The sequence below is a fragment of the Micromonospora sp. NPDC007220 genome, from assembly GCF_040634035.1.
Classification (GTDB): Bacteria; Actinomycetota; Actinomycetes; order Mycobacteriales; family Micromonosporaceae; genus Micromonospora; species Micromonospora reichwaldensis.
Genome location: NZ_JBEYEU010000026.1, coordinates 40,614 through 63,023, shown reverse-complemented (window position 1 = coordinate 63,023; position 22,410 = coordinate 40,614). Strand labels below are relative to the sequence as shown.

The window sequence follows — 22,410 nt, the reverse complement described above, 5'->3', positions numbered from 1 at the left end:
GGCCCTGAGGAGCCCCCGATGAGTGTTTCACTGGACGAGGTCGTCGGCGCGCTGCGCGCGTCCCTGCTCGACAACCAGAAGCTCAAGCAGCAGAACCAGCAGCTCACCGCCGCGCTCAGCGAGCCGGTGGCGATCATCGGCATGAGCTGCCGGTTCCCCGGCGGCGTCGGGTCGCCGGAGCAGTTGTGGGACCTGGTGGCCGACGGCACCGACGCGATGTCGGCGTTCCCCGACGACCGGGGCTGGGACCTGGGGGCGCTCTACGACCCCGATCCCGACCCGGACAGCCGGGGCACGTCGTACGTGCGGGAGGGCGGGTTCCTCTACTCCGCCGGGAACTTCGACCCCGCCTTCTTCGGCATCAGTCCCCGCGAGGCCCTCGCGATGGACCCGCAGCAGCGGCTGCTGCTGGAGACCGCCTGGGAGGCGTTCGAGCGGGCCGGCATCGACCCGACCACGCTGCGCGGCGCACCCACCGGCGTGTACGCGGCGACCAGCAGCCAGGGCGACTACGCCGCGCTGCTCACCGGGGTCAGCGGCGGCGTCGAGGGCTACCTCGGCACCGGTAGCGCCGCCGCCGTGGCCAGCGGCCGGATCTCGTACGCCCTGGGACTGGAGGGGCCGGCGGTCACCGTGGACACCGCCTGCAGTTCGTCCCTGGTCGCGCTGCACCTCGCCTGCCAGGCGCTGCGGCTGGGCGAGTGCACCATGGCGCTGGTCGGCGGCGTGTCGGTGATGGCCACCCCGACCGTCTTCGTGGAGTTCTCCCGCCAGCGCGGCCTGTCCACCGACGGCCGGTGCAAGTCGTTCGCCGCCGCCGCCGACGGCACCGGCTGGTCCGAGGGGGCCGGCATGCTGCTGGTCGAGCGGCTCTCCGACGCCCGCCGCAACGGCCACCCGGTCCTCGCCGTGGTGCGCGGCAGCGCGGTCAACCAGGACGGGGCGAGCAGCGGGCTGACCGCCCCGAACGGCCCGTCCCAGCGGCGGGTGATCCGGCAGGCCCTGACCAACGCGGGGCTGACCGCCGACCAGGTGGACGTCGTCGAGGCGCACGGCACCGGCACGACGCTCGGCGACCCCATCGAGGCGCAGGCGTTGCTGGCCACGTACGGGAAGGACCGCCGCGCCGACCGGCCGTTGTGGCTGGGGTCGGTGAAGTCGAACATCGGGCACACCCAGGCCGCCGCCGGTGTGGCCGGGGTGATGAAGATGGTCCTGGCGATGCGGCACGGGGTGCTGCCGCCCACCCTGCACGTGGACGAGCCCACCCCGCACGTCGACTGGTCGGCGGGGGCGGTGTCCCTGCTGACCGGGGCGAAGCCCTGGCCGGAGACCGGGCAGCCGCGCCGGGCCGGGGTCTCCGCGTTCGGGATCAGCGGCACCAACGCGCACGTCATCATCGAGCAGGCCGCCGAAGCGGACACCGACGACGCCCGGCCGGCCGGTACGCCCGCCCCGCCGACCCCCTGGATCGTCTCCGCCCGCTCCGCGCCGGCCCTGGCCGGGCAGGCCCGGCGGCTGCTGGACCACCTGGCCGACCACCCCGACCTGGCCCCGGCCGACGTGGCGTACTCGCTGGTCACCACCCGCGCGGCCCTGCCGCACCGGGCAGCGGTGATCGGCGAGGACCGCGACGCGCTGCTGGCCGGCCTGCGGGCGGTCGCCGAGGAGCGCAACACGTCCGGCGTGGTACGCGGCGTGGCCCGCCCGGCCGGCAAGGTCGCCTTCCTCTTCACCGGCCAGGGCGCCCAGCGCCTGGGCATGGGCGCCGAGCTGTGCCGCCGGTTCCCGGTGTTCGCCGCCGCCTTCGACGAGGTCGCCGGGGAACTGGACCGGCACCTGAGCCGGCCGCTGCGGGAGGTGGTCTTCGCCGATCCCGACTCGCCCGAGGCGGCGCTGCTGGACCGTACCGAGTTCACCCAGCCGGCACTGTTCGCCTACGAGGTCGCCGCCTACCGGCTGGTCACGGCGTGGGGGCTGCGCCCGCAGCACCTGCTCGGCCACTCGGTCGGCGAGCTGGCCGCGGCGCACGTCGCCGGCGTGCTGTCGCTGGCCGACGCCGCGGCCCTGGTGGTCGCCCGGGGTCGGCTGATGCAGCAGCTGCCGCCCGGCGGGGCGATGCTGGCGGTGCGGGCGTCGGAGGCCGACGTGACGCCGCTGCTCGACGAGCGGGTGTCGCTGGCCGCCGTGAACGGCCCCCGGTCGGTGGTGCTCTCCGGCGACGAGGAGGCCGTGCTCGCAGCCGGTGCGCGGCTGGCCGCCGAGGGCCGGCGGTCCCGCCGGCTGCGGGTCAGCCACGCCTTCCACTCGGCCCGGATGGACGGCATGCTGGCCGACTTCCGGGTCGTCGCGGAGAAGGTCACCTGGCATCCGCCGACGCTGCCGGTCGTCTCCGACCGCACCGGCGAGCCGCTCACCGCCGCCCAGGCCACCGACCCGGGCTACTGGGTCGACCACGTCCGGGACACCGTCCGCTTCCACGAGGGCGTCGCCACCCTGGCCGCCGCCGGCGTGGGGACCTTCCTGGAGCTCGGCCCCGACGGCGCCCTGACCGCGCTGGCCCGCGAGTGCCTGCCCGACGTCGAGCCGGCGGCCTTCGTGCCGCTCGGCCGCCGGGACCAGCCCGAGCCGGCCAGCCTGCTCGCCGCGCTCGCCGCCGTCGACCTGCGCGGCGCCGGGGTGGACTGGCCGGCCCTCTTCGCCGGCAGCGACGCCACGCGCGTCGAGCTGCCCACCTACGCCTTCCACCACGAGCGGTACTGGCCGGATCCGCCCGCCGTCGACCTCCGTCAGCCCGCCGCGCCGAGCGACGACGAGGAGTTCTGGGCCGCCGTGACCCAGGACCGGCCGGCCGCGCTGGCCGCCGCGCTCGGCCTGGACGCCGACCGGCAGGAGGCGCTCGCCGAACTGCTGCCCGCCCTGGCGTCCTACCGGGACCGGCGGCGCCGCGGCTCCGCCCTGGACGGCCTGCGGTACCGCGCCGACTGGGTCCGCGTCGCCGCGCCCTCCGGCACCGCGACGACCGGCGGATGCCTGGTGGTGGCCGGGACGCGGACCGACGCCACGGGCGTGCTGGCCGCACTGCGCGCCGAGGGACTGGACCCGGTGCTCGTGACCGTGGGCGACGACCCGGACGAGATCGCCCGGGCCGTCGAGCACACCGGGGGCATCCCGTCGGTCGTGGTCTCGCTGCTGGCGGCGGGGGCCACGGGGACGGTCGCGCTGGCCGGGACGGCCGCGCTCGTCCGGGCCCTCGCCGGCGCCGGGGGCAGCGCGCCGGTGTGGACCGTGACCCGGGGCGCGGTGGCCGTCGACGCCGACGATGCCGCGCCCGGCGTCGCCGGCGCGTACCTCTGGGGCCTGGGTCGGGTGCTGGCGTTGGAACAGCCGCGCCTCTGGGGCGGGCTGGTCGACCTGCCCGCGGAGCCGGACGACGCCGCGCTCGCCGCGCTCGCCCGGCTCGTCGCGGCCGGCGGCGACGAGGACCAGCTGGCGGTGCGTTCCGGCGGGGTGTACGCGCGGCGGCTGTCGCGCGCCCCGGCCGGCACCGCCGCCGACGCGGACTGGCGGCCCCGGGGTGCGGTCCTGGTGCACGGGGCCGCGGCGGTGCGCACCCCGCACCTGCTGCGGTGGCTCGCCGACCGTGGCGCCACCCATCTCGTCCTCGCCGGTCCCGGGGCGCCCGCCGGGACGATCGGCCGGGACGTCGCGGTCACCGTCGTCGACGATCTCGACGGGCTGCCCGAGGCGCTGGACCGGCTGGCCGACGCCGGGACCGTGGTCCGCACCGTCCTGCACGTCGCCGACTCCGACGGGGCCGGCGAACCGGTCGCGGCGCTGGACCCGCGCGACCTGGCCGACGCCGTGGCCGCCCGTACCGCCGGGGTGGAGCTGCTCGACCGGGCCTGCGCCGGCCGACCGATCGACGAGTTCGTGGTCTTCACCTCCACGGCCGCCGTCTGGGGCAGCGGGGGAGCGGCAGTCGCCGCCGCCGCCGGCGCCGGGCTGGAGGCGCTGGCCGCCGGCCGGCGCGCCGCCGGCCGCCCGGCCACCGTCGTCGCGTGGGTGCCCTGGGCCGACGAGGTCACCGACCCGGCACAGCTGCGCCGCCGGGGGGTCCGTCCGCTCCCCGCCGAACTGGCCGTGTCCGCGTTGCAGCAGGCCGTGGGCCGCGGCGACGACCAGCTCGCGGTCGCCGACCTCGACTGGCCGGCGTTCGTGCCGGCCTTCACCGCCGTACGGCCCGCACCGCTGCTGCGCGGCGTGCCCGAGGCGGCGGCAGCCGCGGACCGGGACGCCGGCCCCGGTGGCGAGGTGACCGATCCGGCCCGGGCCTTCCGGGACCGGCTGGCCGGCACCCCGGCCGGCGATCGGCACGGGATCCTGCTGGATCTGGTCCGCGCGCGCGTGGCCACGGTGCTCGGGCACGCTTCGCCCGGGGCGGTCGAGGCCGACCGGGACTTCCTGGAGCTCGGCTTCGACTCGCTGACCGCACTGGAGCTGCGCGACGCGCTGTGCCAGGAGACCGGGGCGGAGCTGTCGGCCACCCTGCTCTTCGACCATCCGACCCCTACGGCGCTCGCCCGCCACCTGCTCGGTCAGCTCGGCGGCGCGGACGCGGCCGGGGACGGCGCGGACGACGCCGGGGGACCCGCTGCGGAGAGTTCCGGCGGCGGACTGCTCGGCGGGCTGTTCAACCAGCCGAAGGCGCGCGAGGATCCCGCCGGGTACGCCGAGCTCCTGGTCAAGCTCGCGCAGTTCCGGCCCAGCTTCAGCGAGCCGGCGCAGCTCACCCGCCCGGCCGGCATCCTGCGGCTGGCCGAGGGCAGCGCCGCGGCGCAGCTGGTGTGCTGCTGCACCATGTCCCTGCTCTCCGGCGCACACGAGTACGCCCGGCTCGCCGCCGGCTTCCGGGGGGTGCGCAACGTCTGGGCCCTGCCCAACCCCGGGTTCGGCGTGGGCGAGGAGCTGCCCGCCGACCTCGACGCCCTGCTGCGGGTGCACGCCGACACGGTGCTGCGCGCCGTCGGCGCCGGCCCGTTCGTGCTGGCCGGTCACTCGGGTGGCGCGATGGTGGCCAACCTGCTCGCCGGCGAGCTGGAACGCCAGGGCCGCTCGCCCGACGCGGTGGTGCTGATGGACACCTACCCGGCGAACAGCGAGGTGCTCGGCGGGTGGGTGCCGCAGCTGCTCGACGGGATGATCGACCGGGAGACCGCGTACACGCCGATGGACGACTGGCGGACGACCGCTTGGGCCGGCTACCTGCCCCTGTTCCTGGACTGGCAGCCGTCCGAGATGGCGGCGCCGACCCTGCTGGTCCGGGCCAGCGAGCCGTTGGGGGAGTGGACGGGCGAGGAGGGCGGCTGGCGGTCCCGCTGGCCCTACCCGCACGAGGTGGCGGACGCGGCCGGTGACCACTTCAGCATGGTCGCCGACCGGGGGCCGGAACTCGCCGGCACGCTCCAGCGGTGGCTGGCCGCGCGGGGCCTGTGACCGTTCCCGCCCCTGGCGTGCCCCTAGCGCCCCCTATCGGCGTACACACATCTATCGAACCGACGTTGCAGGACGGAGCATGACGACGTGGACGAGGCAGTGGTGGTCACGGAGCTGGTCAAGCGGTACCAGCCCAACATGCCACCGGCGGTGGACGGGCTGAGTTTCTCCGTCGCCGCCGGTGAGGTCTTCGGCCTGCTCGGGCCGAACGGGGCGGGCAAGACGACGACGATCGGGGTGCTGACCACTCGGGTGCGGGCCACCTCGGGCCGGGCCCGGGTGTGCGGCGCGGACGTGATCGGCGCGCCCGCTGTCGCGCGGCAGTTGCTGGCGGTCGTACCGCAGCGGGTGAACCTGGACCGGGCGCTGACCGTCCGGCAGAACCTGCTGTTCCACGCGGCGTACCACCGCGTGCCCCGGGCGGAGCGCATCCGGCGGGCGGACGAGCTGCTGGACCAGATGGGGCTCAAGGACTTCGCGAACCACCGCACCGACTTCCTGTCCGGCGGCCTCGCCCAGCGCACGATGATCGCCCGCGCGCTGATGCACTCGCCCCGGGTGCTCTTCCTCGACGAGCCGTCCGCGGGCCTCGACCCGCAGTCCCGGCTCTTCGTGCACGACCGGATCGCCGAGCTGAAGCGGGCCGGAGTGACCGTGGTGGTCACCACGCACGACATGGACGAGGCGGAGAAGCTCTGCGACCGCGTCGGCATCGTCGACCACGGCAAGCTGCTCACCATGGACACCCCGTCCGCGCTGACCCGTACGCTGCCGGGCAGCAGCACCCTGACCCTCGTGGTGACCCCCGGCGCCCCCGCCGAGGAGGTGCGGGCCGCGCTCGACGCGATCCCGGACGTGGAGCAGGTGGAACACTTCAAGGTGGCCGCCCCGGCGCCCGTCGCCGCGCCGGCGTTCCCCGGCATGCCGGCGATGCCGGTGCCCGCGCCGGCCCCCGACGCGCCCGTCGACCCGGACGCCCCGCTCTCCTTCCGGGTCTACACCAGCGGCCAGCCGGCCAACGCCATCCCGATGGCGATGAAGATCCTCGCCGACCTGGGCTGCGAGGTTCGTGACCTGAACATCGGCCAGCCCAGCCTGGAAGATGTCTTCATCCACCTGACCGGAAGGGAACTTCGGTGAGCGTCGCCGCCCCCGCCCCCCCGTCCGCGCCCTCGACGGCCGCGGCGCCGCCGCCGGTGAGCGCGCTGGACCAGTTCGCCACGTTCCGCGCGGTGCTCTCGCGGGACCTGTTCGTCACCGGCCGGGAGCTGGTCGGCTTCCTGCTCCAGGTCTTCATCCAGCCGCTGTTCATGCTGCTGATCTTCGGCAAGGTGCTCAGCGACCTGGGCTACGCCAGCGACGACTTCTCCAACGTGCTGCTGCCCGGCGTCATCGCGCTGAACGCCTTCCTGATCGGGCTGGAGAACACCGCGCTGCCGATGATGATGGACTTCTCCTTCACCCGGGAGATCGAGGACCGCCTCCTGTCGCCCATGGCGATCCCGCTGGTGGCCCTGGAGAAGATCGTCTTCGGCGGCATCCGCGGCCTGATCGCCGGCGTGGTGCTGATCCCGGTCGGCATGCTCATGCTCGGTGTCACCTGGCCCTGGGCTGTCGTGCTCAAGGTGATCGGGGTGTTGGCGATCGGCGCGCTGGTCGGCGCGGCGGTCGGCCTCGCCTTCGGCACGCTGGTGCCGACGCAGCACATCCAGATCATGTTCACCGTGGTGATGACCCCGATCATGTTCACCGGCGCGACCCAGTTCCCGCTGCTCGGCCTGGACTCGCTGCGCTGGTACCAGGTGATCTGCTCGCTGAACCCGCTCACCTACATCAGCGAGGGGACCCGGTCGCTCGTCGGTCCGCCGGGGGTCGAGTCGCTGCCGCTCTGGCTGTGCATGTGCGTCCTCGCCGGGGTCTTCGTGGTGTTCTCGATGATCGGCATGCGTGGCTTCATGCGCCGCGCCATGGACTAGCTCGACAGGATCCGAACCGCCGATGGCCCGAGCCGCTCCTGCGGCCCGGGCCATCGGCGTCGGTGTCGCCGGTGACACCTCGGCCCGTCCCGCCCGCCGGATCGCGCGAGTCGAACCCAGCCGGCCGGGACGGGGCGTCCCGGTCGCCCCATTCCGTAGTCACCCGAATACACGCCATTTACCAGCGCAAATGCAGATCAGGTCACTCCATCGGGGAGGATGGAGAAAACAATTCACCTCTCCGCTGGGCGTCGCCAGGTCAGCCGTGGCAGGCTGTACGGACGGCGGCAGTTCACCCTTTCGGCTGTCTTGGAGTGGCAACCATCCCATCCGGGCTCCGCCGAACGTCGCCACACCGACGAACGTCGGTGCCGGCCCGGCCGCAGACCGAACGGCTCCACGAACAGCCACCGGTGCGGCGTACTCCAAGGGTCGGACGGCGCGGGTCGCCGCACAGGCGGGAAGGAGTGACGGACTGTGGACATGACCGGAAACGACCGTGGCCGGGCGGTACTCGTCGTCGCCTACAACAGCGCGGGGATGTTCAACCCGCTGCTCAGCATCGTGGGCGAGTTGAAGGCCCGGGGCGTCGGGAACGTCTGGTTCGCATCGACCGAGGATCGCCGGGGGGACGTCGAGGGACTGCGCGGGCCGGGCGAGGTCTCGTTCGTCTCGCTCGGCCCGGCCCGGCCGCAGTCGTCACCGGACACCTGGGACGACGCGACGTACCGGCTGCTGACCACCGGCGACCGGGCGACCAGCTTCGCCCGGTACCTCGACGTCAGCACCGACTACGACCACGTGCGGCAGCTCCACCGGCGCTGCCTCCAGGTCATCGACGAGGTCGGGCCGGTGGTGGCCGTGATCGACAGCCTCGCCAGCTGGGCGATGGACGCGGCGCAGACCCGGCAGCTGCCCTACGTGGTCAGCATCTCGCTGCCGCCGTCCAACTTCTTCCAGGAGCAGCTGCCGACGCGCTACCCCGCCCCGTTCTCGGGGCTGCCGGAGCGGATGACGCCCCGGCAGCAGGCGGCCAACGTCGGCTTCCGCAACCGGCTGGTGCGGGCACTGATGGAGCCGGAGCGGCTGCGGCGCAGCCTCGCGGCCGTGGCCGCCCGGAAGGCGGCCGGCATCCACAACCCGGAGATGCGCCCGGCCGGCTACGTCGAGGCCGCCGAGGCGCTCATGGCGTACACGGTCTTCGGCTTCGAGTACCCGTTCGCGACCGCCCCGGAGAAGCTGCGGATGCTCGGTCCCGTCGTGCCCCGGGAACTGCCGCCGGCCGACGGCGACGACGAGCTGACCCGATGGCTCGACGCGCACCCCTCGGTGGTCTACGTCGGCTTCGGCACCATCATGCGTCTGTCGCGCGGCCAGGTGGACGCGATCGTCGAGATCGCCGACCGGCTCGGGCCCGAGCACGCCGTGCTGTGGAAGGTGCCCGCGCGCCAGCAGCACCTCCTCCCGCCGGCGCAGCGGCTGCCGGGCAACCTGCGGGTGGAGGCGTGGGTGCCGTCGCAGCACCGGGTGCTGGCCCACCCGCACGTGCGGGTCTTCTTCAACCACGGCGCCGCCAACGCCATCCACGAGGCGGTCCACTTCGCCGTGCCGCAGCTGGTGATGCCGTTCTGGCTGGACTGCCCCGACGGGGCGGTACGCGCGGTCGACAGCGGGGTGGCCCTGGCCGTCGAGCGCGCCGACTCGCCGAACGTCGAGGACGTCCTCGCCAAGCTCGCGCGGCTGCTGGGCGAGGAGACGTTCCGGGCGCGGGCGCAGCTGTGGAGCCGGCGGATGCGGCAGGCCGGCGGGGTCACCGCCGCCGCCGACCTCGTGCTGGAACACCGCGACGAGGCGGCGGCCCGTCGTACCGTCGGGCTGGCCGTCGGCTGACCTTCCGGTCGCCGTACGCGTCGCAGGGGCGCGGTGGGACACCCCCACCGTGCCCCTGCGACGCCCGTCAGGACGCGGCGCCCTGGGTCTCGTCGGCCAGCGCCTCCGCGTACGCGACGAGCCGGGACGGCAGGTCCGTGCGCCGCTTGACGTCGAGCTTGCGGTAGACCCGGGTCAGGTGCTGCTCCACCGTGCTCACGGTGATGAAGAGCTTGCTGGAGATCTGCCGGTTGGTGTGCCCCTGGGCGGCCAGCGCGGCGACCCGGCGCTCGGCGTCGCTCAGCCCGTCGTCCGGCTCCTGCAACTCGGCGGCGGCCGGGTACGCCGGCAGCCCGCTGCCCGGCTCCCGGCGGATCAGCCGCTGGGCCAGCACCGATGCGCCGCAGTCCTGGGCGAGCTGGTAGGCCCGGCGGACGAGCAGTCGGGCGCGGGCGGAGTCCCCGGCACGTTGGAGCGTCTGGCCGGTGTCGCCGAGGGCCCGGACGAGTTCCAGCCGGTCGCCGCTGGACTGGAGCAGGTTGACCGCTTCGGAGAGCAGCTTGCGCCGGTGGTCCTGGGCGGCGGTGGTGGCGAGCAGCCGGAGCGTCCGGCCCCGGGTGCGGTCGTCGACCCCGTGCGGCACCCGCAGCTGCTCCTGGAGAAGCTGCGTGGCCTGCGTCTTGTTGCCGACGCTGAGCTGCACCCGGGCCAGCTCCAGCCGCCACGGCACCAGCCCGGCCGCGTCGATGCCCCAGGCGCGCATCAGCTCGCCGCACCGGCGCAGGTCGGTGGTGGCGGCGTGCGGCCGGCGTACGGCCAGGTGGTGCCGGGCCCGGGCGGCCAGGTAGTGCAGGCCCAGCGGGGTGCGGAACATGCCGGGCGGGACGGGGTGGGCGAGCCACCGTTCGGCCTCGGAGAACCGGCCCGACTCGGTCGCGCAGGCGACCAACGTGGCCAGGGGACCGGCGATGGCCACCCCCCAGGCCGGGGCGGGCATGTCCTCCAGGGCCGCCCGCGCGTGGTGCTCCGCGCCGGGCAGGTCGCCGACGCGCAACGCCGCCTCCGCCCGGACCGCCCGGATGACGGCCCGCCACACCGGGGCGTGCTGGGTCACCGGCCGGCCGAGCAGCACGTCCCCCCAGACCGTGGCCCGGTCGGACCGACCCGCCCAGAGCAGCGCCAGCAGGGGAGCGGTCAGCAGACCCAGCGCGCCGTCGTCCGTGTGGTGGCGCTGGAGAAGCTGCTCGGCGGTTGCCACGGTGTCGTTGTCCGCGGCCGGCGTCAGCGCGGTGCCGAGCACCGTGACCGCCTGGAGCAGCGGGCTGATCGTGGTCGGCGCGCTCGCCGCCCGGCTCCAGGTGCTCGGGGTCTCCCGCACGGTGGCCAGGTGCTCCGGGTGGGAGAGGGAGACCAGCAGCTGCATCATCCGCAGGCGACCGGCCGTGCCGGCCGAGCCGTGCTCCTCGTCCGTCGGGAAGGCGCTGACCGCCTCGGTGGCCTCGTCCACCCGGCCCTGCCAGAGCAGGTAGGGCACGGCGGACAGGCCCGCGTCGGTGGACCAACCGGCGGCCCGCGCCGTCTCCACCAGCTCGGTCAGCTGCCCGTTCACGGTCAACGGGTTGATCTGCCAGCGGGCGTTCACCAGCATCTCGGTGGTGGCGGTCCGCTGCTGCGCGTCCACCGGGGCGCGGGAGACCAGGCGCAGGCACGCGGCGGCCACGTCGGGCCGGCCCGACGCCAGCGCGTGGCCGGCGGCGTCCTGGAGCACCGGCACCACCCAGGGCGCGCTCGCCGAGCCGGCGGCCACCAGGTGCTCGGCGACCACGCTCGGCTCGGCGCCGTGGTCGTGCAGCACCTCGGCGGCACGCTGGTGCAGGCTCCGCCGTTCGTCGGCCGACATGTCGCCCAGGATCGACCGCAGGATGCGCGGGTGGCGCAGCTGGTCGCCCTCCATCAGGCCCGAGGTGCGCAGCACCCGTACCGCCGGGGCCGTCGACTCGGGCACCACGTCGAGGAGGTGGCCGAGCAGGTCGGTCGTCGCGGGCCGGTTGAGCACCGCCAGCGCCTGCGCCACCCGGCGCACGCCCGGCTCGTGCCGGTAGAGGCAACCGAGCACCGCCTGGTCGAACGCGTCGCCGACCGGCGGACCGTACTCGTCGTTCGTCTCCGCGCTGGCCCGTTCCTCGAGCAGCGCCCGGGTGAGCAGCGGATTGCCGCCGGTCATGCGGACGCAGCGTTCCGCCGTCCGTCGGGCGTCGGCGTTGTCGGCCTCGCCGCCGACCAGCCGGGCGACGGCGTCCACGGTCAGCGGCGGCAGGCCGATCCGGGAGAAGTGCGGCTGGCTGAGCAGCTCGGCGCGGAACAGCGGGTGCGGCGGGCGCAGCGTCGAGGCCTCCGCGAGCACGACCATGATCCGGGCGTGGCGCAGCCGGCGGGTCACGTAGAGCAGGCAGTGCAGCGAGGCCGGGTCCGCGTGGTGCACGTCGTCGACGGCGAGGACCAGGGGGCCGGCGGCGGTCAGGTCGAGCAGGGCGGCGAAGAGACCGTGCAGCAGGGGGGCCCAGGCCCGGTCACCGTCGGCCGCCTCAGCGCCGGGCTCGGGCAGCGGTACGGCGAAGGTGGCGTCCCGCATCAGCTTCTCGACCCGGGCCGCGGCCTCCGGCGTGAGCCGTGCACTGTGGAACAGCTGCCCGACCACTCCCAGGTGGAGCCCGCGCTCGGCCCGGGAGCCGGCGGCGCTCAGCACCTGCCCGCCGGTGCCCGCCGCCCACTCGCTGAACGACTCCAGCAGGCTCGTCTTGCCGCTGCCCACGGCGCCGGTGACCAGCGCGACGTGTCCGCGCTGCTGGTCCTCACAAGCCCGGAACGCGTGCCGGAGACGGGTCGTCTGCTCCTCTTGCTGCACCAACACCAACGTGTCAGCCCTTCTCCTACGCGGCGCGGGACCGGGAACCCCGGTGTTGCCGACGCCGCCTCCCCCTTGCCGGACAGCCGCCCCTCCACCCGCGTCTTCCGGGTAGGGGTGGAGCGCACCGGGCCGCCGTGCCGGGTGGACCTGGAAATCTTTCGCCGGACCGGGGTTCTCGCCGTACGGTCCGGGTGCTCAGGGGAGTCTGGCACCGGCGTGGGTGTGCGACAACGGGCGCGAGACCCCATCGTTTCGCGCACAAACCTGCGGCCCTGAAACGCATTTAGGGGTTGCGCGAAGTGCCATGAAGGGGTGTCGGACTCGACCCGGCGGGGGAGATGGCGACACGGTGAGGGGCTGGTGTCGGGTGTGCGGCTTGATGGTGTCACATCGGGCTTCGCCACGCACGCCCGATAGCACGCTCAGTGCTGGGGTGTGGACACCCGGCGACGGTCGGCGCAGGTGGCGGCCCGAGCCCATCCTCCACAGTCGACCCCCAACGACCTCCGACGACCGGCGCGAGCCGGAGCGGACGGCGGCGAACGATGGCGGGCGGCGGAAGCCGGAGCGAACGGCGGCGGACGGCCGGCGACGGTCCACGCCGAAGGTGGCCGCGGGTGCCGCTCGACGTGGTCGTGCGGACCTCGCGCGACGGCAGGTCGAACCGGTCCGTGGACAGGCCCAGGAGGCCACGGCCGGCGGTGAGCTGCGGCCGGGACGGTCGGCGGTGCAGGAGCGGCGGTCGGCCGCGAAGGTCAGCGCGGCCGGGGCCCCGCGGGCCGGTGGCCCGGGTCGTCCCTGCCTCGCGGCGGTGGGTCCAGGACCGTCGCGCCGGGTCGGTTCATGCGCAGCCGGGCGGCCAGCTCGCTGCGCGAGTTGACGTCCAGCTTCCGGTAGATCCGGGTCAGCCGCTGCTCGATGGCGCTGACGGTCAGGAAGAGCTTTTCGGCGATCTCGCGGTTGGTGTGGCCCTGGGCGGCCAGGGTGGCCACATTGCACTCCGCGTCGGTCAGTCCCCGGACGACGGCCGTCGCGCCGGCGCCCTCGGCGCCGCCGCTCCTGGCGGAGAGGCCGGGCCGCAGCATCGGGATCCCGCACTCCTCGGCGAGGACCCGGGCCGACCGCGCCGCGACGCGGGCCTGCCGCCGGTCGCCGACCTGCTGGTAGGCCTGACCGAGGTCGGCCAGGTTGTGCGCGAGCTCCATCCGGTCACCGCACTGCCGCAGCAGTCGGACGGCGCTTCGCAGGTGCGGGATCCGGTCCGGCCCGTCCTCCGTGGCGGCCAGGACCCGCAGGGCGGCGGCCCGGTGCCGCACGTGCACGGGCCGCAGCCGGGCCAGCTCTTCGCGGACCAACCTGCCGGCCTGCTGGCGGCGGCCCATCCGGAGCAACGCCCGCGCCGACTCGGTCCGCCACGGGACGAGGCCTGAGAAGTCCAGCCGCCAGCGATTCATCAGCTGCCCGCAGAGCTGGAAGTCGGCCAGGGCGGCCTCCGGGCTTCCCGCGGCGAGGGCGTGCATCCCGCGAGCCTGCAGGTAGTGCAGCCCGATCGGGGTCTCGAACATCGCCGGGGGAACCGGGACCTGGAGGGAGGCTGCCGCCGCGTCGAGCTGGTCCATGAAGGTGAGGGCCCGTACCCGGACGGCGAGCGGTATCCCGATCACCACTCCCCAGCCCTTCTGCGAGAGCTGACCGAGCGCCTCGTCGGCCAGCTTCTCGGCTCGGGGCAGGTCGCCGAGCCGTCCGGCGACGGCTGCCCGGAGGGCCGCGAGCGTCGCCGACGGGGTGGGGTAGCGCGGGGTGGCGGGATTGCGGCCCAGCCGGTCGCACCAGTCGCCGGCCAGGTCCAGCCGGTCGGCGTAGATCATGGCGATGAGTGCGCAGACGGCGGTCCACATGTTCGGTTCGTCGTCCAGCCCGGTGGTCGACAGCGCCCGCTCGGCCTGCTCGACCGCGCTGGCGTCACCGCGGTGGAGCACGGCGGACAGCAGGGTGGCACCCTCGATCCCGCGCTTGACCTTGGCCAGAGTGAGCGGGTCCCGGGCGGCCACGGCGGGTGCGGGGCGGTCGACCATCACGCCGGGGTAGAGGGTCGACATCCAGCCCGTGGTGACGAGCAGTTCGGCGGCGGATCTCGGGTCGACGCTGTCCGCCCGTTCGCTCAGGTGGTTGACGAGATCGACGGCCTTGTCGATCTCGCCGTGCCAGAGCAGGTAGTGGATGGCGCCGGCGGCCTGCTGGCTGCCGAGGTGCCCGGCGCGGATGGCGCTGACGACGCCGACCAGGTGGGGGATCGCGGCCTGCGGGTCGAGACGCCACTCGGCGCGGGCCAGCGCGGAACGGATCCGCGCCCGCAGGCACTCGCCTGCGCAGCTCCGGTGCGCGCGGCGCAGGTAACGCAGCGCGGTCTCCATCTCGCCGTCGCGCAACGCCTGCTCGCCCGCGTCGAGCAGGGTCTGCGCCATCCAGGGCTCGGCCAGCTCGTCGATCCCGACCAGATGCGGCGCGATCCGAGCCGGGTCCGCGCCGTCGTCGTGCAGTAGGCAGGCCGCCTCCAGATGCAGCCGTGCGCGTTCCTCGGCGGTCATGCCGTCGATGACGGCCTGCCTCACCGCCGGATGGCGCAGCCCCTGCTCGGTGATCAGTCCCGCGCTGGTCGAGTCGTCGATGGCACCGAGCGCGGCCCGTGACCGTGCGTCGACGAGGTGGGGCAGCAGGTTGCCGTGCAGCGGCTCGCCGGTCACGGCCAGCACCCGGGCGGCGTTGAGCACCAGCTGGTCGCAGCGGTACAGGCAGCTCAGCACGGCCTCCCGGAACGACTCCCCGGCCACGGGACGGTCGGCGGGCCGGGGCGCGGCCGCCTGGTCCTCGGCGAGCGCCTGCACCAGCAGCGGGTTGCCGCCGCTGATCCGATGGCTCTCCTCGGCGATGGTCCGGGCGACCGGAACGCCGAGTCGCCGGGCGAGTAGTTGGAACGTCCCCTCGGCGGTGAGCAGCGGGAGCCGGATGCGCTGCAGCCGCGCGGGTTGCAGCAGCTCGGCGTGCACGTCGGGCCGCCACGGCCGGGTGCGCGGCGCCTCCGTCAGGATGATCAGCACGGGTAGCCCGGAGATCCGTCGGGCCACGTAGTCGAGGCAACGCAGCGACGGCACGTCGGCGTGGTGGATGTCGTCGACCGCGATGACCAGCGGCCCCTGCGCGGTCATCTCCAGCAGGGCCCCACCGATCGCGGCGGTGGCCAGGGCGGTGTCCTCGTGGTCCGTGTCCTCGGCGTCGGCCCAGGTGAGGGCGCCCGCGTCCAGCAGCCGCCCGAGGCGGGCCCAGAGGTCGGGGTTGCCGGCTCCACTCAACGGCGCCGCCCGCACGAGCTGCCGGACGACCTCCAGCGGGACGGAGCGTTCGGCGCGGGAGGCACTCGCGCCGAGGACACGTGCCCCGGAGTCGCAGGCCCGCCGGGCGAAGGTCTGCAACAGCGTGGTCTTGCCGGAGCCGACCGGGCCGGTCAGCACGGCGACGGTCCGGTTGGTCGGGGAGGCCTCGCTGCGGGACAGGTCCGTCAGCCGGCGTTCCAGCATGCTGAGCAGGCACGACCGCTCGGTCAGCTCCATCGACGCGGCCCCCGGAGGAGCGTGCGGTCCGCGGTCACCGGAGGGGCCGCCCGCCCTGCGCGCCCCTGGAGCTCGACGAAATCGGAGACCGGCAATTCTTGACCCATTCCATTATTAGCAAATATAGACGACCGTCGAGTATGGCCGGCGAACCATCGACCGACTTGACCGGCTGGCGACTCCGGGTCGCGCCCCCGCCAGCGTCGGTGATAATTCCCCAGCCTCTCCGGGTCGGCCTTCCCCCTATCGACCACCGTGATGGTGGGAGTATGGCAGTTCGGCAATTGGGCGGCAAGCCGAGGTTTGTAAAGGATGGGCAAACATCGGTTCTGTGTCGCGTCGGCCCGAGCGGGCCTTCGTGCGTACGTTGACAGCGGAAAGTCGCCGGGTGATCCCGTAACGTGACAGCATGCCGCCGTGGCCCATTGGGCGCGCCTTTTCCGGCCCACTCGGCGATTGGCGGACGCGTTCTTGCGTGCTAGGCGTCCGGTGCGTGTCCGGGTGGTCACCGCGACGGCGCTCCCGTCGTCGAACCGTCGGCGGCTGAAGCCGCCCTCCCGTCGGCGGCGGTTCCGCACCGGGTGGGCCGGAAACCCTCGACGTCATCCCGGGTAAGCGCAGCTCAACTCAGTGTCAACATGGCCGGCGGGCGGTCCGGCGGCAATGGTCGCGGTGCGGCCCGGCGTGGGAGCGCTGACGGTCGGAAGGGGGCCGGGGGTGCCTGCCGGCCCGCCGGCCCGGACCGGCGACGAGCCGCTCCCGGGTGCGGGCGGGCGGCTCGACAATTGTTAAAGGTTCCCGATTGTTGCGGCGTGCGACATCGCCTGCCCGAAGTGCGACTGCGGGCCGCCGGGTCGCCCGGGGATCGGGACTCGACGCGCGCCGCCGATGCGCCACCAGATTCGGACCTTTGGGAAATTCACCGATTATGTTGTTAAAAAAGAATTATGCGCCCAGGGGTCTGCCGGCGGGCGCCGGTGTCGCTGCGTGGCCGACGGAATGCGGTCGGACAAGTGTAACCGACATCAATGTCCCGGCGACTCATTACTGCTGATCGACAATTTTCCGTCAAAAGCCGACTCCAATGTCCGCCGCTGTCGGCGAGTGGCCGTCCATCCATAGTGTCGGCCGCAGGAAAGGGCGGTCCGGCCCGCCGCTGTCGAAAACCGGACGAGATCCTGTCCTACCTGGCCTGTCGCCCCCGCAGGGGACCCGGTCCGGGCAGCTAGGGGTTGTGCCGGGCCGATAGCCCGGCCTAATTTCGGGGCACCCGTTTCCACCATCGGGATAGTCGGATATGGGGCCCTGCCCCGTGACCTGAAGGGTTCTGTGGCCGTCGTGATGTTCCACCTGCTGCCGCGACTCGTTGCCGCCCTCCGCAGGGGATAGCGCAGATGACACTGCTGCCGGCGCTGCGGGGATTCGGCGCGGACCGGGCCGATGCGGTCACGGTGGCCGGCGGCACGCTCTCCAGCGAGGCCCTGCTCGGCTGCGTCACCGCGGTCGCCGACCGGATCAGGGGCGCGGGCGCGGTCGCCGTCGACGGCACACCGACCCTGGAGACGGTGGTGGGAATGCTCGGCGCCGTCCACGCGGGCGTACCGCTCGTACCACTGCCCCCCGACGCGGACGAGTGCGAACGGGGCCGCATCCTGCGCCAGTCCGGGGCGACGGTGCTCCTCGGCCGCAACCGGTCCGACACCCACCGGCTGCCCACCGTCCCGGTCGACCTGCGGGAGCGCTCCTCGACACCGCACCCCGAGCCGACGCCGGGCACCGACGCGGTCATCCTCTACACCGGTGGCGCCGGCGGGCCATCGCGCGGGGTACGCATCTCGCGTCGCGCCATCGCCGCCGACCTCGACCTGCTGGCCGACGCGTGGCGGTGGAGCGAGGAGGACGTCGTGGTCCAGGGCGCGCCGCTGTTCCGGGCGTACGGCCTGGTCGTCGGCCTGCTCGGTGCGTTGCGGGTCGGCAGCCGCTTCGTCCACCTCGACCGCAACGCCGCCGCCGGACCGGTCGGCACCATGTACCTGGGGTTGCCCGAGCAGTGGGCGAAGATCGCGCTGAACGCCCGGTGGGCCCGGTCACTGTCGGCGGCGCGGATCCTGATCTCCGCAGACGCCCCACTGGCCTGCGCCGTGGCCGAACGCCTCCGGCTGCTCACCTCGCACACGCCGGTCCAGGCGTACGGCACCACCGAGACGCTCATCGCGCTGACCGGGCGGGCCGACGACCACCCGGTCGCCGGTGCCGTCGGCACCCCCCTGCCCGGCGTGGAGACCCGGGTGCTGGACCGCGAGGCCCGACCGGTGCCGGCCGACGGCGAGTCGGTCGGCGAGTTGAGCATCTGCGGGCCGACGCTGTTCAGCGGCTACGTCGAGGGCGGGCGGGGCCATGCCGCCGGTCACTGGCACGCCACCGGCGACCTGGCCACCGTGGCCGCCGACGGCTCGTACCGGATCATCGGTCGGCGCGGGCTCGACGTGCTGCACTGCCGGGGCCGGCGAATGCACGCCGGGCAGATCGAGGAGGCGTTGCTGAGTCATCCCGGCGTCCGGGAGGCCGCCGTCGTCGGCACGCCGCACGACGCGCTCGGCGAGCAGGTCACCGCGTACGTCGTCGCCGAGGGGTTGACCGCGCAGGTGCTCATCGACCACGTCGGCCGGTACCTCTCCGCGGGTCAACGGCCCCGGCGGGTGCACTTCGTGGACGAGCTGCCGCGCAGCGCGCTCGGCCGGATCAGGAAGTCCCTGCTGATCGCCGCCGGTTGAGCCGACCGGGCCGTGGGCGGCGGTCCACCGACGTCCGCCCCGCCGTCAGCCCTCCACCCAGCCGTGCCGTCGCGCCAGGTCGAGCATCCGGGCACGCACCGCCACGATCTGCGCCCCGGTCAGGTCCGACACGGAGGTGACCAGCGCCTCGGTGGTCTCCGTGCAGAAGGCCCGCTCGGAGAGCACGTCGCACAGGCCCTCGTCGTCCTCCGCACCGCCCGTGGCCGGCCCGCCGTCCCTGCTGCGCCCGCCGGTGAACGCCACGCCGGCCCGGGAGGGCGCCGCGGTGCCGGCCGCCCCGTTGCGCTCCGCGCCCACGGCAGCGCCCACCACCCGCACCAGCACGGCCTTGGGGCCGCGGTCGGTCCCCACCGCCTCGTACTCCACCGGGACACCGGGCGTCAGCGCCCACTTGTCGCCGTCCAGCATGTTCGCGTGCACGAACACGTCGTCGCTGCCGTCGTCCGGGGCGATGAACCCGTAGCCCCGCACCTCGTCGAACCGCACCACCTTGCCAGTGAGCATCGCTTTCCCGCATCCATCCGACCAAAATCCGCGTGCCCCGCCCATGGAACCGGGGCCCGCCCCCAGACTGGCAGCCGCCCGCGCGGCCCGGCACCCGTACCCGACCCCTATGGTGCACCGTACCGTCGGTGCCGGCGCGGCGCGGCTCGCCGCAGCGCCTAGCATCGGCGGACGTGATCGAGCAGATCCTGCCCCCCGCCGTGGCGGTGGCCGAGGCCTTCACGGACCCCGCCGACCTGACCCTGTTCCCCGAGGAAGAGGCGCTGGTGGCCCGGTCGGTGGAGAAGCGTCGCCGGGAGTTCACCACCGTGCGGCACTGCGCCCGCACGGCCCTCGGCGAGCTGGGCCTCGCGCCGGTGCCGATCGTCTCCGGCGCCCGCGGCGCCCCGGTCTGGCCGGCCGGCGTGGTCGGCAGCATGACGCACTGCGACGGCTACCGGGCGGCGGTCCTCGGCCGTACGACCGCGTTCGCCACCCTCGGCGTGGACGCCGAGCCGCACGCGCCGCTGCCCGACGGGGTGCTCGACGCGATCGCGCTGCCGGCCGAGCTGGCGCGCACCGCCACGCTGGGCGCGGCCCGCCCCGCCGTCTGCTGGGACCGCCTGCTGTTCAGCGCGAAGGAGTCGGTGTACAAGGCGTGGTTCCCGCTCACCGGCCGGTGGCTGGACTTCTCGGAGGCGGACATCGTGATCGATCCGGCCGGCACCTTCGAGGCCCGGCTGCTGGTGCCCGGCCCGGTCCTCGGCGGGATCCCGGTGACGACCTTCGCCGGCAGGTTCCTGGTCGAGCGGGGACTGGTCGCCACCGCGATCAGCATCCCGGCCGTCCGCTCCTAGTCCGCCGTCAGCCTGGTCTTCTGCACCTTGCCGAGGGCGTTGCGGGGCAGCGCGTCGACCAGGCGTACCTCGCGTGGCCGTTTGTGCGCCGACAGGTGCCGGGCCACGAATTCGATCAGTTCGGCCCCGTCCACCCCGTCGCCCACCACGTACGCGGTGACCTGCTGGCCGAGGTCGGGGTGCGGGGTGCCCACCACGGCGGCCTCGCGGACCCCCGGGTGCGCCAGCAGGGCGTCCTCCACCTCGCCGGCGCCGATCCGGTAGCCGCCGCTCTTGATCAGGTCGGTGGACGCCCGCCCGACGATCCGGTGCCAGCCGTCCGGGTCGACGGTGGCGACGTCCCCGGTGCGGAACCAGCCGTCCGGGGTGCGGCTCGCCGCGTCGGCGTCCGGACGGTTCAGGTAGCCGTCGAACAGGGTGGGGCCGTCGACCTGGAGCTCGCCCATCGCCACCCCGTCGGCGGGGAGCGTGGCGCCGTTCTCGTCGACCAGCCGCGTACGCACCCCGGGCAGCGGCAGCCCGACGGTGCCCGGCCGGCGCGGCCCGTCCGCCCGGGCGCTCACCGTGATCAGGGTCTCGGTCATCCCGTACCGCTCGACGGGCCGGTGCCCGGTGAGGGTGGCGAGGTCCGCGAAGACCGCCGCCGGCAGCGCCGCGCTGCCCGAGACGAGCAGGCGCGCCGGACGCAGTGCCCGTGCCGCGTCCGGGTCGGCGGCGATCCGGGACCACACGGTCGGCACGCCGAAGTACACCGAGCCCTTGGCGGCGGCGTACCGTTCGGGTCGCGGCCGGCCCACGTGGTGCAGCCGGCCACCCAGCCGCAGCGGCCCGAGCACGCCGAGCACCAGCCCGTGCACGTGGAACAGCGGCAGGCCGTGCACCAGCAGGTCGTCCGGCGTCCACGCCCAGGCGTCGGCCAGCCCGTCCAGGCAGGCGGCGATGGCACGGCGGGAGATCACGGCGCCCTTCGGGGCGCCGGTGGTGCCGCTGGTGTAGAGGATCACCGCGGTGCTGGCCGGGTCCGGCTCGGGGTGGACGGTGTCCGAGCGCCGGCTCAGGTCGACGGGCACGACGGCCCGGCCCGCGCCCTCGGCGGTGCGCTCCGCGCCGGTCGGGACCAGCAGCGCCGTCGCCTGCGAGTCGCGCAGGATGTGGTCGCGCTCCATCGGCCCGGCGTCCGGCGGGACCGGCACGACCGCCGCTCCGGCGGTGAGGGCGCCGACCACCCCGACCACTGTCTCCAGGGTCGCGGTGGCCTCGATGGCGACCCGGTCGACGCCGTGCAGCTCGTCGGCCACCGCCGCGGCCAGGCGACGCAGCTCCACCCAGGACACCGCGCGGTCGTCGACGCGGATGGCGTCCGGACGCTCGTCGGTGCCTCCCGCGAGCCAGCTCAGCAGCGGCATGGTGCGACCCCTCTCCAGCGGCTCGGGCCCGGGCCGGTCCGGCCGGGCGTGCCGCGGCGGCCGGACGGCGGCACCCGGGACGCCGGTAGGGTCGGTGGGGCGCCGGCGGATCCAGGTGGGCGCGGTGCGCCGCGCCGGCGGGCCCGGAACGACGGTCCTGACCGTAGTCGGGGGCACCCCGGCCTGCCACCCCTACCGGGCGGCGCGCCGGGTCGGACGGGCGGGAGGTGACGTCGGTGGTCGCGGACGCGACGGCGTGGACGGCGGTGCCGGGCGGTGTCCGGGCCGTGGTGCTCGACCTCGACGGGGTGCTGGTCGACAGCCTCGCCGTGGCCAGGGAGGCGTTCGCCCTGGCGTACGCCGAGGTGGTCGGCGACGGCGTCGCCCCGGTCGAGGAGTACTGCCGCCACCCGGGCCGGTATCTGCCGGAGGTGCTGGAGCTGATGGGCCTGCCGGCGACGCTGGCCGGACCGTTCGTGCGGGAGAGCAACCGCCTCGCGCACCGGGTCGCCCCCGTCGACGGGGCGCCGGAGCTGCTCCGCACCCTGCGCCGGCGGGGGATCGGGCTGGCCGTGGCCACCGGCCGCAGCGGGGTCCGCGCCCGCGACCTGCTCGGCCGGCTCGGTCTGCTGCCGCTGGTCGACCACGTGGTGGGCTCGGACGAGGTGCCCCGGCCGAAGCCCGCTCCGGACATCGTGCGGCGGGCGCTGCGCCTGCTCGGGGCCCGCCCCGGGGAGGCGCTGATGGTCGGCGACGCCCCCAGCGACCTGGCCAGCGCGCGGGCGGCCGGGGTGCTGGCGGTGGCCGCGCTGTGGGGCGAGTCCGACGAGGAGACCCTGCGCGCCGCCGGCCCGGACGTCGTCCTGACCCGACTCGACGAGCTGCTGCCGTTCTGCCCGGCCCGCCGGTGACCGACCCGCGTGGACGGACACCTGCGGTGACCGGCCGGCACCCCTGCCCCCGCGCCACGTTCGCGGTCGGCACCCCTGTCCGGGGCCGATTCCCGGTTCGA

11 protein-coding genes are annotated in these 22,410 nt (G+C 74.7%); 7 read left to right on the top strand and 4 right to left on the bottom strand.

Going from position 1 to position 22,410, the window contains the following annotated elements:
* Nucleotides 1–18 precede the first annotated feature (18 nt).
* From ABZ573_RS28200 to ABZ573_RS28185, 4 genes are all read left to right on the top strand, one after another.
* Nucleotides 19–5,496, top strand: a complete 5,478-nt coding sequence (locus ABZ573_RS28200) for a type I polyketide synthase (protein WP_358122046.1) — start codon at nucleotides 19–21, stop codon at nucleotides 5,494–5,496.
* Nucleotides 5,497–5,583: 87 nt separating this feature from the next.
* Entirely contained in the window at nucleotides 5,584–6,636 is a 1,053-nt protein-coding gene (locus ABZ573_RS28195; RefSeq protein WP_327028054.1) for an ABC transporter ATP-binding protein, read from the top strand.
* The gene (locus ABZ573_RS28190) at nucleotides 6,633–7,472 is read left to right on the top strand and encodes an ABC transporter permease (RefSeq protein WP_151452404.1); all 840 of its coding nucleotides are present in this window, start codon (nucleotides 6,633–6,635) and stop codon (nucleotides 7,470–7,472) included. The genes ABZ573_RS28195 and ABZ573_RS28190 overlap by 4 nt, the downstream gene beginning before the upstream one ends.
* Nucleotides 7,473–7,955: 483 nt before the next feature.
* A complete protein-coding gene (locus ABZ573_RS28185) occupies nucleotides 7,956–9,362 on the top strand; it encodes a glycosyltransferase (protein ID WP_327028055.1) in 1,407 nt (468 codons plus the stop codon).
* 67 nt (nucleotides 9,363–9,429) lie between these two features.
* On the opposite strand, the gene ABZ573_RS28180 is transcribed toward ABZ573_RS28185, so the two are convergent.
* The gene (locus ABZ573_RS28180; protein WP_358122043.1) at nucleotides 9,430–12,246 is read right to left on the bottom strand and encodes an AAA family ATPase; all 2,817 of its coding nucleotides are present in this window, start codon (nucleotides 12,244–12,246) and stop codon (nucleotides 9,430–9,432) included.
* A gap of 758 nt (nucleotides 12,247–13,004) precedes the next feature.
* Complete coding sequence (locus ABZ573_RS28175) at nucleotides 13,005–15,857, bottom strand: LuxR family transcriptional regulator (RefSeq protein WP_151452401.1); 2,853 nt, start codon at nucleotides 15,855–15,857, stop codon at nucleotides 13,005–13,007.
* 1,394 nt (nucleotides 15,858–17,251) lie between these two features.
* Between ABZ573_RS28175 and ABZ573_RS28170 the strand changes: the two genes are divergently transcribed.
* Entirely contained in the window at nucleotides 17,252–18,631 is a 1,380-nt protein-coding gene (locus ABZ573_RS28170) for an AMP-binding protein (protein ID WP_151452400.1), read from the top strand.
* A gap of 45 nt (nucleotides 18,632–18,676) precedes the next feature.
* Here ABZ573_RS28170 and ABZ573_RS28165 read toward each other — a convergent pair whose 3' ends face one another.
* Nucleotides 18,677–19,156, bottom strand: a complete 480-nt coding sequence (locus ABZ573_RS28165; protein ID WP_151452399.1) for a cold shock domain-containing protein — start codon at nucleotides 19,154–19,156, stop codon at nucleotides 18,677–18,679.
* A 173-nt stretch (nucleotides 19,157–19,329) separates the two neighbouring features.
* On the opposite strand from ABZ573_RS28165, the gene ABZ573_RS28160 reads away from it, so the two are divergent.
* On the top strand, nucleotides 19,330–19,992 hold the full coding sequence (locus tag ABZ573_RS28160; RefSeq protein ID WP_151452398.1) for a 4'-phosphopantetheinyl transferase superfamily protein: 663 nt from the start codon (nucleotides 19,330–19,332) through the stop codon (nucleotides 19,990–19,992).
* Here the strand turns inward: ABZ573_RS28160 and ABZ573_RS28155 are convergent.
* Nucleotides 19,989–21,398 (bottom strand): acyl-CoA synthetase, encoded by a 1,410-nt coding sequence (locus tag ABZ573_RS28155; RefSeq protein ID WP_327028059.1) that lies wholly within the window; start codon nucleotides 21,396–21,398, stop codon nucleotides 19,989–19,991. The two genes, ABZ573_RS28160 and ABZ573_RS28155, sit on opposite strands and share 4 nt — an antisense overlap.
* Nucleotides 21,399–21,634: 236 nt before the next feature.
* On the opposite strand from ABZ573_RS28155, the gene ABZ573_RS28150 reads away from it, so the two are divergent.
* Nucleotides 21,635–22,309, top strand: a complete 675-nt coding sequence (locus ABZ573_RS28150) for an HAD-IA family hydrolase (RefSeq protein WP_358122039.1) — start codon at nucleotides 21,635–21,637, stop codon at nucleotides 22,307–22,309.
* Nucleotides 22,310–22,410: the final 101 nt, after the last annotated feature.

Coding starts and splice junctions, on each gene's coding strand:
- ABZ573_RS28200 (WP_358122046.1), top strand. CDS start 19: ATGAGTGTTTCACTGGACGAGGTCGTCGGCGCGCTGCGCGCGTCCCTG.
- ABZ573_RS28185 (WP_327028055.1), top strand. CDS start 7,956: ATGACCGGAAACGACCGTGGCCGGGCGGTACTCGTCGTCGCCTACAAC.
- ABZ573_RS28175 (WP_151452401.1), bottom strand. CDS start 15,857: ATGGAGCTGACCGAGCGGTCGTGCCTGCTCAGCATGCTGGAACGCCGG.
- ABZ573_RS28170 (WP_151452400.1), top strand. CDS start 17,252: ATGACACTGCTGCCGGCGCTGCGGGGATTCGGCGCGGACCGGGCCGAT.
- ABZ573_RS28165 (WP_151452399.1), bottom strand. CDS start 19,156: ATGCTCACTGGCAAGGTGGTGCGGTTCGACGAGGTGCGGGGCTACGGG.
- ABZ573_RS28155 (WP_327028059.1), bottom strand. CDS start 21,398: ATGCCGCTGCTGAGCTGGCTCGCGGGAGGCACCGACGAGCGTCCGGAC.